A 9,584-nucleotide genomic window follows, 5' to 3' on the forward strand; every position below is an offset into this window, starting at 1 on the left:
CTGGTGGCAGGACGGGGCGGCCGAGGATGAAGATGACACGCTGACCCTGCCGATGCCCGCGCCGGCGCGGCGCCGCGAGCGCGCCGAGCCGGTGCCAGAGCCGGAGCCCGGACCCACGGTGGTGGCGCGCGAGGAACAGCCGGCGCCGGGCAAGCGCGTGCGGCGCGACCGGCAGCAGGCGCTCGACCTTGGTGATGCCGCGGTGCTGCCGGGGTTGGACCTGCTCAGCCCGCCGCCCACCGCCCCGCGCGCCCGCATCGATGCCGCCGCGCTGGAGCAGAATGCCCGCCTGCTGGAAGGCGTGCTGGAGGATTTCGGCGTGCGCGGCCGCATCGGCGAAGTGCGCCCCGGCCCTGTCGTCACCATGTATGAACTGGAACCGGCGCCGGGCATCAAGGCCAGCCGGGTGATCGGCCTGGCGGATGACATTGCCCGCTCCATGTCGGCGCTTTCGGCGCGGGTCGCCGTGGTGCCGGGCAAGAATGTCATCGGCATCGAACTGCCCAACCAGATTCGCGAGACGGTGTCGCTGTCGGAGCTGCTTGGCAGCGCCGCCTTCGATGGCCGAAACGTCACCCTGCCGCTGGTGCTGGGCAAGGATATCGCCGGCGATCCGGTGGTGGCCGATCTGGCACCGATGCCGCACCTGCTGATCGCCGGGACCACCGGTTCGGGCAAGTCGGTGGGCCTCAACGCCATGATCCTGTCGCTGCTCTACCGGATGACCCCGGCGCAGTGCCGGCTGATCATGATCGATCCCAAGATGCTGGAACTGAAGATGTACGACGGGATCCCGCATCTGCTGGCGCCCGTTGTCACCGATCCGCCCAAGGCCATTCGCGCGCTGAAATGGGCGGTGGAGCAGATGGAGGACCGCTATCGCAAGATGAGCGAGCTGAACGTTCGCTCCCTCGCCAGCTTCAACCAGAAGGTGCGAGAGGCACAGGGCGCCGGCAAGCCGTTCGTGCGCCGCGTGCAGACCGGCTGGGACCCCGAGACCGAAACGCCGATCATCGAGGAAGAGCTGCTCGATTTCGAACCGATGCCGCTGATCGTGGTGGTGGTCGACGAACTGGCCGACCTGATGATGACCGCCGGCAAGGAGGTGGAATTCCTGATCCAGCGCCTCGCCCAGAAGGCGCGCGCCGCCGGCATACACCTCATCATGGCGACGCAGCGCCCCTCGGTCGACGTCATCACCGGCGTCATCAAGGCCAACCTGCCCACCCGCATCAGCTTCCAGGTGACGAGCAAGATCGATTCCCGCACCATCCTGGGCGAGCAGGGCGCCGAGCAGTTGCTAGGCAAGGGCGACATGCTGTGGATGTCCGGCGGCAAGCTGGTGCGCGTGCATGGCCCCTTCGTGTCGGACGACGAGGTGGAAGCGGTGGCCGATTTCTGGCGCGTGCAGGGTTCGCCCGACTATGTCGAGGCCGTCACCGAAGAGCCGCCCGATCTTGACGGGCAGCTTGATCTTTCCAGCGCCGGCCTGTCGGGCGGCGGCCGCGGCGACGACGAGGCGGACATCTATGCCAAGGCGATCGACGTGGTGGCGAAGAACCAGAAGGCCAGCACCAGCTTCATCCAGCGCCATCTGAGGATCGGCTACAACAACGCCGCCCGCCTGATCGAGCGCATGGAGCAGGACGGTTTTGTGAGCCGGCCCGACCATGTGGGCCGCCGCGAAGTGCTGATGGACGAGTATGGGCAGCGGCGCTAGGCCGTGACGAACAGGCCCACGGTCAGCCCCAGCCCGATCAGGATCACCGCCACTTTCAGCGCCAGTTCCGGCACCACCGCCAGCGCCCTTGCACCGACATAGCCGCCAGCCATCGCGCCGATGCCCACCACGAGCGCATGGACCCAAGCGACATTGCCGGTGAGCGCGAACAGGATCGCCGCCGTGGTGTTCGACAGCGACACCAGCACGTTCTTGGTGCCGCCCGCGTTCCTGACCGGCAGGCCGGCGATGGTGAGGCTGGCCATGGTGAGGATGCCCGCCCCGCCGCCGAAGAAGCCGCTGTAGAGCGCGATGAGCGACTGGGTGAGCACGGTCACCCAGGCCGGCGGCGGCGGCTTGGCGAGCGACTTCTTCGGCCCGAAGGCCCCCCAGGCAAAGACGAGGGTGGCCAGCAGCACCAGCCAGGGCACCATGGCAGCGAATACGCGCGTGGGCGTGGCGTTCAGCAGTGCCGCACCGGCAACACCGCCAGCGAGCGCAATTGTGGCAAGCGCCTTGAACGACAGCCGCTCGGCGCCCGCCACCAGCCGGCGCCCGGCGATGCCGGTGGTGATCTGCCCCGGAAATAGCGCCATGGTGGAGGTGATGTTGGCCAGCTTGGGATCGAGCCCGGCGGCGATCAGCGCCGGCAGGGTGATGAAGCTGCCGCCGCCGGCCAGCGCATTCTGCGCGCCCGCCCACAGGCCGGCGCCCAGCAGCAGGGCGAGCATCGCAGGCTCGGGCAGGGTCAGGGCAACCATGCGGCGCGAATTGCACCGAAATCACCGCTTTGGCGACAGTTTTTGCGGGTGCAGCGCCTTGGCGGGCAAGCGTTTTGGCGGTAGCGTGGCTCGACCCTGCAATATTCGCGCCAACTTCCCGGCCAACTTCCCGGATTGTCATGACCAGCACCGAAAGCCTCGCGCGAACCGACATGGCCAATGGCCCGGACAATGGCGACGCGTTGCGTGGCCTGTCGGTGGACGGGATCGGCAAGCGCTATGACAAGCGGGTGGTGCTGCGCGATGTCTCGCTGTCGGTTCGGCGCGGCGAAGTGGTTGGCCTGCTCGGCCCCAATGGCGCCGGCAAGACCACCTGCTTCTATTCGATCATGGGCCTCGCCATGCCGGATTCCGGCCGCATCCTTCTGGATGGCCACGACATCACCGGCCTGCCCATGTATCGCCGCGCCGCGCTCGGCCTCGGTTATCTGCCACAGGAAACCAGCATCTTCCGCGGCATGACCGTCGAGCAGAATATCATGGCGGTGCTGGAGGTTTCGGAGCCCGATCCGGCCGCGCGCGCCGCCCGGCTGGAGGAGCTGCTGGGCGAGTTCAACATCACCCGGCTGCGCGCCGCCCCGGCGATGGCGCTTTCAGGCGGCGAGCGCCGGCGTGCCGAGATCGCCCGCGCGCTGGCGGCCAACCCTTCGATCATGCTGCTCGACGAGCCCTTTGCCGGCATCGATCCCATCTCCATCGCCGATATCCGCGCGCTGGTCGTGCAGCTCAGGAGCCGCGACATCGGTGTGCTGATCACCGATCACAACGTGCGCGAGACCCTCGAGATCGTGAACCGCGCCTGCATCATCTATGATGGCCGGGTGCTGTTCGAAGGGACGCCGGCGGCGCTGGTGGCCGACGAGACGGTGCGCCGCGTCTATCTGGGCGAGGATTTCAGCCTGTGAGGCGAGGCCGCTGACATGGCCCTGGGGCCGCGCCTTGAACTGAGGCAGTCCCAGCAGCTGGTGATGACCCCCCAGCTGCAGCTGGCCATCAAGCTGCTCACCCTCACCAATGTCGAGCTGGAAGGCTGGATTGGCGAGGAGCTGGAGAAGAACCCGCTGCTGGTGGCCGGCGAGGCGACCGAGCCTGCGGAGCCGGTGATGGCGGGCGGCGTGGACGCCATCCCCGACGCCCCGGCGCCGATCGAGGATGTGACCAGCACCGGCCTCGAAGACCTGCTGAAGGCCGGAATTCCCGAGCAGGACGCGCCGCTGGAGGCCGATTACACTGGCGAGCGTTTTCACCATGATTGCGCGTCTGACAGCCCCACTGACCGGCCTGCCGAGCGCGGTGGCGGCGACGAGGAAGGCTTTGATTTCGACCGCGTTGCCGGCGCCGGCGAGACGCTGGCCGAGGTGCTGGAACGCCAGGCCGTCGCGGCCTTTGCCGGCCTCGATCTCGCCATTGCGCGGCTGATCATCGATGGGCTTGATGAATGCGGCTACCTCGTCGAGCCGCTCGACGAGATTGCCGATCGGCTGGATGTGACGCCAGCGCGGTGCGAGACAGTGCTGGAACGCGTGCAGATGTTCGATCCGGTGGGCGTGGCGGCGCGCAGCCTGTCGGAATGCCTGATCGCCCAGGCCCGCGCGGTCGACCGCTGCGATCCCGCCATGCAGGCCCTGCTGCTCAATCTCGATCTGGTGGCGCGCGGCGACATGGCCGGCCTGATGCGTGTCACAAGGCAGGACCGGGAGGACGTGATCGACATGATCCGCGAGCTGAAGAGCTATGATCCCAAGCCCGGCCTGCGCTTTGCCGCCGATGCGGCAACGCCGGTGGTGCCAGACGTGTTCGTGACCCGCAGCGCCAACGGCGGCTGGCAGATCAGCCTCAACCAGGCGACCTTGCCGCGCCTGATCATCGATCGCGATTACCAGGCCCAACTGACCGCCGGTGCCAACAGGGCGACCCATGGCTTTCTCAATGACTGCGTTGCCAGCGCCAACTGGCTGCTGAGGGCGCTCGACCAGCGGGCGCGCACCATCATCCGGGTCGCCACCGAGATCGTGCGGCTGCAGGAGGGCTTCTTCGAAGTGGGGGTCAGCCAACTGAAGCCGTTGACCCTTCGGCAGGTGGCGGACCTGGTGGAGATGCACGAATCCACCGTGAGCCGGGTGACCAGCAACAAATATCTGCTGTGCGAGCGTGGCCTGTTCGAGCTGAAATATTTCTTCACGTCGGGCGTCGCCTCCGGGGATGGCGAGACCGCGTCGGCGCTGGCGGTGAAGGATCGCATCGCCCGGCTGATCGCCGCAGAGGGCGACGACGTGCTGTCCGACGACCGGCTGGTGGAACTGCTGGTCGCCGAGGGCTTCGACATCGCGCGGCGCACGGTGGCCAAATATCGCGAGGCGCTGGGACTGGGATCATCGGTGCAGCGCCGGCGGGCACGGGCGCTCAGGGCGGCATGAGAGGCAGCGGCGATGCCGCCGCTTCACCGCCGGTTAAACCATGATAGACAAACGGCGTGTGGATGGCCCGCCTTGTTGCCCTTCTGTTGCTGCTGTTCGGCCTGGCTGGACCGGCCACCGCGCAATCCATCTTGCGTGATGCCGAGACAGAGGCCTTCTTCCGCGACATCAGCCGCGATCTCGTGCTGGCCGCCGGGCTGGAGCCGAAGAACGTGCAGTTCGTGCTGGTGGGGGACAACAGCATCAACGCCTTCGTGACCGGCGGGCAGAATGTCTTCATCCATTCCGGCCTGATCATCACGGCCGACAACGTGAACGAGCTGCAGGGCGTGATCGCCCACGAACTGGGCCATATCGCGGCCGGCCACAACGTGCGCTTCGGTGAAGGCGCGGCCCCGGCCAGCAAAATCTCGCTGCTGTCGCTGATCGGTGCCGCCGCCGCCGTGGCGATGGGTGCAGGCGAAGCCGGCATGGCCATATTGGGGATGGGCCAGGCCGCGGCGATGGGCAAGTTCCTGGCCTTCACCCGCGATCAGGAAAGCCGCACCGATCAGGCCGGCGCGGTGTTCCTGTCGAAGGCCGGGATTTCGGGCAAGGGCTCGCTCGATTTCTTCAAGAAATTGCAGAATCAGGAGTTCCGCCTCGCGATCCCGCAGAACAACGAATATGTCCGCACCCACCCGCTGTCGGGCACGCGCATCGCCAATCTGACCGCCGTTTACGAGAAGGATCCGGCCTGGAATGCGCCGATCGATCCCCGGCTGCAGGCGCGGTTCGAGCGCATCAAGGGCAAGCTGGTCGGCTATGTCGAGGAGCCGCGGGTGGTGCTGCAGAAATATCCCGAGCGACTCTCCACGCCGGCAGCACTTTATGCCCGGGCCTATGCCTGGCACCGCTCCGGCTATCCCGATCAGGCCATGGCGGAAGCCGCCCGGCTGGTCGCCACGGCGCCGGATGATCCCTATTTCCTGGAGCTGGAGGGCCAGATCCTGCTCGAATCGGGCAAGGTCGACGATGCCATTCCAGTGTTGCGCAAGGCCGTTGCGCGGGCGCCGACGGAACCGATGATCCTCACGCTGCTGGGCCATGCGCTGGTGACCAGCGAAACGCCGCAGCTGCAGGCCGAGGCAGAGCCGCTGCTGCGCCGATCAGTGAGTCTTGACCGCGAAAACCCCTTCACCTGGTACCAGCTGGGCGTGATCTATGACCGGCGCGGCGACAAGCCGCGTGCCGCGTTGGCGGCTGCGGAACGCTTCAGCCTTGAAGGCAATACCATGGGGGCGATGATGAACGCACGGGCGGCCCGCGACGGCTTGCCGGCCGGGACCCCGGACTATATCCGCGCCGACGACATCATGCTGGTGGCCGGCGACGCGCTGGAGCAGCGCAAGAAGAAGAGGTGAGCAAGATGGCGGGTTTCTGGCAACGGCGCTTCAGCATGGCGGCCACACTGGCGCTTGCAGTGGGCAGCATCGCCCTCGGCGCTGGCGCCTCGCTGGCCGCGGCCCAGAACAGCAGCGGCAAGCCCGCGCCCGACCGCGCCGCCATCGAAGCGATCGTGCGCGACTATATCCTCAATCACCCGGAGATCATTCCCGAAGCGGTCGCCCGGCTGGAACAGGCGGAGGCCCGAAAGGCGCTCGCGGCCAACCGCGCGGCCATCGAAACGCCGTTCGCCGGCGCCATCGCCGGCAATCCCCAGGGCGATGTGAAGCTGGTCGTGTTCTTCGATTATGCCTGCCCGTTCTGCAAGCAGGGCCATGCCGATGTGCAGCGCCTGGTGCGCGAGGACCCCAAGCTGATGGTCGTCTATCGCGATTTCCCAGTCCTGTCTCCGGCCAGCACCGAGGCGGCGATGGCCAGCCTCTCGGCAGCGCAGCAAGGCAGATATGGCCAGTTCCACGACGCCATGTTCGCCAGCCCGGGCCGGGTGAGCCTGGCGCGCACCATGGGCATCGTGAAGGGGGTCGGGCTGGACGAGAAGCGCACCACCGAGGATCTGAACAGCGCCGCCCTGAAGGCCGAGGTGAACCGCAATCTCGAACTCGGCCGCAATCTCGGGCTCACCGGCACACCCAGCTATGTGGTGGGGGATCGCATCCTGTCGGGCGCCGTGGGGTTTGACCGGCTGAAGGAGGCGGTGGCCGCCGCCCGCGCCGCAAAGGCGGCCTGATGCAGAAGTTTGCCGGCTTTGATGGCGCCGCGCTTGTGGTTCACGAGCTGGGCGCCGGCCAGCCGCTGATCCTGCTGCACGGGCTGTTCTCGTCCGGCGCGATGAACTGGCGGCGCTATGGCGCGGCCGCCGAGATAGCCGCTGCCGGCCACCGCGTGATCATGCCGGACTTTCGCGCCCATGGGGACAGCGCCGCCCCGCATGACCCGGGCGCCTACCCGCCCGACGTGCTGGCCATGGATATCGAGGCGCTGATCGACCAGCTGGGCCTGACGGAGTTCGACATCGCCGGCTATTCGCTGGGCGCGCGCACCACGGTGCGGCTGCTGGCGCGCGGCCTGCAGCCGGGCCGTGCCATCCTTGCCGGCATGGGGCTGGAAGGGCTGACCGGCGGTACCGCCCGCGCCGACTTCTTCAAGCGCGTGGTGCGCCAACCCAGCGGCTGGCCGGCCGGCAGCCCGGAAGCCTTCGCCGCCGCCTTCGTGAAGCAGAATGGCGTCGATCCTGTCGCCGTCGACCTCCTGCTGGACAGTTTCGTGTCCACGCCCATCGACGTGCTGCGGCAGATCGAAACCCCTTGCCTCGTGCTGTGCGGCGTTGACGACCGCGACAATGGCTCGGCGCCGGCGCTGGCGCACGCACTGCCGAATGCCGCGCTGGTGGAGATTCCCGGCAACCACATGAGCGCGGTGACCAAGCCCGAGTTCGGCACCGCCATTGCCGCCTGGTTGGACCACCGGGCCTAAATCTCGCGCCCCACCCAGTGCAGCGCGGCGCCGTGGCGGGCCAGCCAACGGCGCGCCTCTGTGGCGCGCGGATCAAGCTGGCGGTTGAGCGCGTGGAAGGCCGGCGAGTGATCGGGGTGGACAAGATGCGCCACCTCGTGCGCCACGATCGCGCGGCGCACCCAGGCCGGGGCCAGGATCAGCCGCCAGCTGTACCCGATGCGCGCGCCTTCCGGGCGGTTCCAGCCGGCGCAGCTGCCCCAGCGGCTGGACTGATCAGCGATGGCGACCCGCGCCACCCTGCGGCCGATCTGGCCGGCCAGCGCCAGCGTGGTGGCTTCCATGTCGGCCCGGGCGCGGGCCTTCAGCCAGCGTTCGACCCGGCCCGGCAGCGCTTCGGCCGGCCCGCCGACACGCAGCCGGCCGGGTCCCAACAGCGGCGTGCGGGGATGGGCCGGATGCCAATCGATCAGCACCGGCTCGCCATCAACGGGGACGTGGGCACCAGGCCGAAAGGGCAGCGGCCGCGGCCAGCGCGACACGCGGGCTTCCAGCCAGCCGTGGTGTGATTTCAGCAGCGTCGCCGCTGCCGCCTCGCCGCCGCGGCCGGGCAGTGAGAGCTCGATGCGGCCGGTGATGGCATTGGCCTTCAGGCGCACCGTGCGAGCACCGGCCCGGCGGGTCGCAACGACCGGCACCGGGCGGCCGGCGATGGTGAGTTCGGTGGGCAGAGCGGGTTTCAGCCAGCGCAGCATGGGACAGGCTCAGAGCGGCTTGTCGATGATATGGTCTTCAAGGTCGCCGGCGTGATCTTCGCTGATCACCTTGCCGGCCACCGACTGGCCGGCGCGGTGGATGGCATCGCGATCGCCGGTGATCAGATGGTGCCATGGCGCCAACCCCTGCCCGCGATGGACGCGCAGATAGGAACAGCTTTCCGGTAGCCAGTCGATGCTGTCGAGCCGGGCCGGTGTAAGGCGCACGCATTCGGGCACCAGCGCCTTCCTGTTGCGATAGTCGCTGCAGCGCGCCGTCGCCGTATCCAGCAGCCGGCAGCAGACGTTGGTGGGGAACACCTCGCCGGTGTCCTCGTCCTCCAGCTTGTGGACACAGCATTTGCCGCAGCCGTCGCAGATGCTTTCCCACTGCTCGCGGCTCATCTTGTGGAGCGGCGTCGTTTCCCAAAATGGAGTCCCTTGGGGTCTAGCGGACATGGGTGGCCAACAATGCGGTGATCGCCTCGGCGCTCAGGCCATCGTGGGGCAGGAAGGCCACCGGCCGGCCATCGGGCCCGAACAGATAGACCATGGCGCTGTGGTCCATCAGATAGGCATCGGCATCACCGCCCGGCATCTGCTTTGCATAGACGCCAAAGGCGCGGGTGACGGCGGCGATCTCGGCCGCCGTGCCGGTGAGGCCGACAAGCCGCGGGTGAAAGGCCGCCACGTAGGGTTTGAGCACCGCCGGCGTGTCGCGCGCCGGATCGATGGTGATGAAGATCGGCGCCACGCGGGCGCCAGCGGCCGCGCTGCGCTGTTCGAAGGCGGCAAGGCCGCGGCCCAGCAGCGCCAGATCGGTGGGGCAGACATCGGGGCAAAAGGCATAGCCGAAATAGATCAGCCGCCAGCGCCCTGCGAAATCGCGGTCGCTGACCCGGCGGCCATCCTGGTCGGTGAGGGTGAACGGCCCGCCCAGGCTGGCGCCGGCCAGGTTGCCCTGCGGTTCGGCCGGGGCAGGGCGCGCAAAGCGCAGCCAGCCGAGCCCGCC

At 68.2% G+C, this 9,584-nt stretch carries 10 protein-coding genes; 6 read left to right on the forward strand and 4 right to left on the reverse strand.

Annotated elements, in window-relative coordinates:
* Positions 1 to 1,720, forward strand: a 1,720-nt coding sequence (locus GJV64_RS07440) for a DNA translocase FtsK (protein WP_235927644.1), incomplete at its 5' end; no start/stop codon positions are given.
* Here the strand turns inward: GJV64_RS07440 and GJV64_RS07445 are convergent.
* Positions 1,717 to 2,481 (reverse strand): sulfite exporter TauE/SafE family protein, encoded by a 765-nt coding sequence (locus GJV64_RS07445; protein WP_235927645.1) that lies wholly within the window; start codon positions 2,479 to 2,481, stop codon positions 1,717 to 1,719. The two genes, GJV64_RS07440 and GJV64_RS07445, sit on opposite strands and share 4 nt — an antisense overlap.
* Before the next feature lie 173 nt (positions 2,482 to 2,654).
* Between GJV64_RS07445 and lptB the strand changes: the two genes are divergently transcribed.
* The 5 genes from lptB (at position 2,655) to GJV64_RS07470 (ending at position 7,838) form a co-directional block, all read left to right on the forward strand.
* On the forward strand, positions 2,655 to 3,407 hold the full coding sequence (gene lptB / locus GJV64_RS07450; protein WP_164156641.1) for an LPS export ABC transporter ATP-binding protein: 753 nt from the start codon (positions 2,655 to 2,657) through the stop codon (positions 3,405 to 3,407).
* Positions 3,408 to 3,422: 15 nt separating this feature from the next.
* A complete protein-coding gene (rpoN, locus tag GJV64_RS07455) occupies positions 3,423 to 4,919 on the forward strand; it encodes an RNA polymerase factor sigma-54 (RefSeq protein ID WP_164156634.1) in 1,497 nt (498 codons plus the stop codon).
* Between the two features lie 62 nt (positions 4,920 to 4,981).
* Positions 4,982 to 6,322, forward strand: a complete 1,341-nt coding sequence (locus GJV64_RS07460) for a M48 family metalloprotease (protein ID WP_164156635.1) — start codon at positions 4,982 to 4,984, stop codon at positions 6,320 to 6,322.
* A 5-nt stretch (positions 6,323 to 6,327) separates the two neighbouring features.
* Positions 6,328 to 7,092: a DsbA family protein gene (locus tag GJV64_RS07465; protein WP_235927647.1), complete on the forward strand. Its 765-nt coding sequence runs from the start codon at positions 6,328 to 6,330 to the stop codon at positions 7,090 to 7,092.
* On the forward strand, positions 7,092 to 7,838 hold the full coding sequence (locus tag GJV64_RS07470) for an alpha/beta fold hydrolase (protein WP_164156636.1): 747 nt from the start codon (positions 7,092 to 7,094) through the stop codon (positions 7,836 to 7,838). The genes GJV64_RS07465 and GJV64_RS07470 overlap by 1 nt, the downstream gene beginning before the upstream one ends.
* Here the strand turns inward: GJV64_RS07470 and GJV64_RS07475 are convergent.
* From GJV64_RS07475 to GJV64_RS07485, 3 genes are all read right to left on the reverse strand, one after another.
* Positions 7,835 to 8,572: a M48 family metallopeptidase gene (locus GJV64_RS07475; protein WP_164156637.1), complete on the reverse strand. Its 738-nt coding sequence runs from the start codon at positions 8,570 to 8,572 to the stop codon at positions 7,835 to 7,837. The genes GJV64_RS07470 and GJV64_RS07475 overlap by 4 nt on opposite strands.
* 9 nt (positions 8,573 to 8,581) lie before the next feature.
* Positions 8,582 to 9,031, reverse strand: a complete 450-nt coding sequence (locus GJV64_RS07480) for a YcgN family cysteine cluster protein (RefSeq protein WP_164156638.1) — start codon at positions 9,029 to 9,031, stop codon at positions 8,582 to 8,584.
* A partial coding sequence (locus GJV64_RS07485; protein ID WP_164156639.1) for an SCO family protein occupies positions 9,021 to 9,584 on the reverse strand: 564 nt, incomplete at its 5' end. The genes GJV64_RS07480 and GJV64_RS07485, both read right to left, overlap by 11 nt.

The organism is Sandarakinorhabdus rubra (genome assembly GCF_010994245.1).
In the GTDB taxonomy this organism is placed as follows: domain Bacteria; phylum Pseudomonadota; class Alphaproteobacteria; order Sphingomonadales; family Sphingomonadaceae; genus Sandarakinorhabdus; species Sandarakinorhabdus rubra.

Bases quoted from the DNA above. Each gene is read 5' to 3' on its own strand.
- GJV64_RS07445 (WP_235927645.1), bottom strand. From the start codon at position 2,481: ATGGTTGCCCTGACCCTGCCCGAGCCTGCGATGCTCGCCCTGCTGCTG.
- lptB (WP_164156641.1), top strand. From the start codon at position 2,655: ATGGCCAATGGCCCGGACAATGGCGACGCGTTGCGTGGCCTGTCGGTG.
- rpoN (WP_164156634.1), top strand. From the start codon at position 3,423: ATGGCCCTGGGGCCGCGCCTTGAACTGAGGCAGTCCCAGCAGCTGGTG.
- GJV64_RS07460 (WP_164156635.1), top strand. From the start codon at position 4,982: ATGGCCCGCCTTGTTGCCCTTCTGTTGCTGCTGTTCGGCCTGGCTGGA.
- GJV64_RS07465 (WP_235927647.1), top strand. From the start codon at position 6,328: ATGGCGGGTTTCTGGCAACGGCGCTTCAGCATGGCGGCCACACTGGCG.
- GJV64_RS07470 (WP_164156636.1), top strand. From the start codon at position 7,092: ATGCAGAAGTTTGCCGGCTTTGATGGCGCCGCGCTTGTGGTTCACGAG.
- GJV64_RS07475 (WP_164156637.1), bottom strand. From the start codon at position 8,572: ATGCTGCGCTGGCTGAAACCCGCTCTGCCCACCGAACTCACCATCGCC.
- GJV64_RS07480 (WP_164156638.1), bottom strand. From the start codon at position 9,031: ATGTCCGCTAGACCCCAAGGGACTCCATTTTGGGAAACGACGCCGCTC.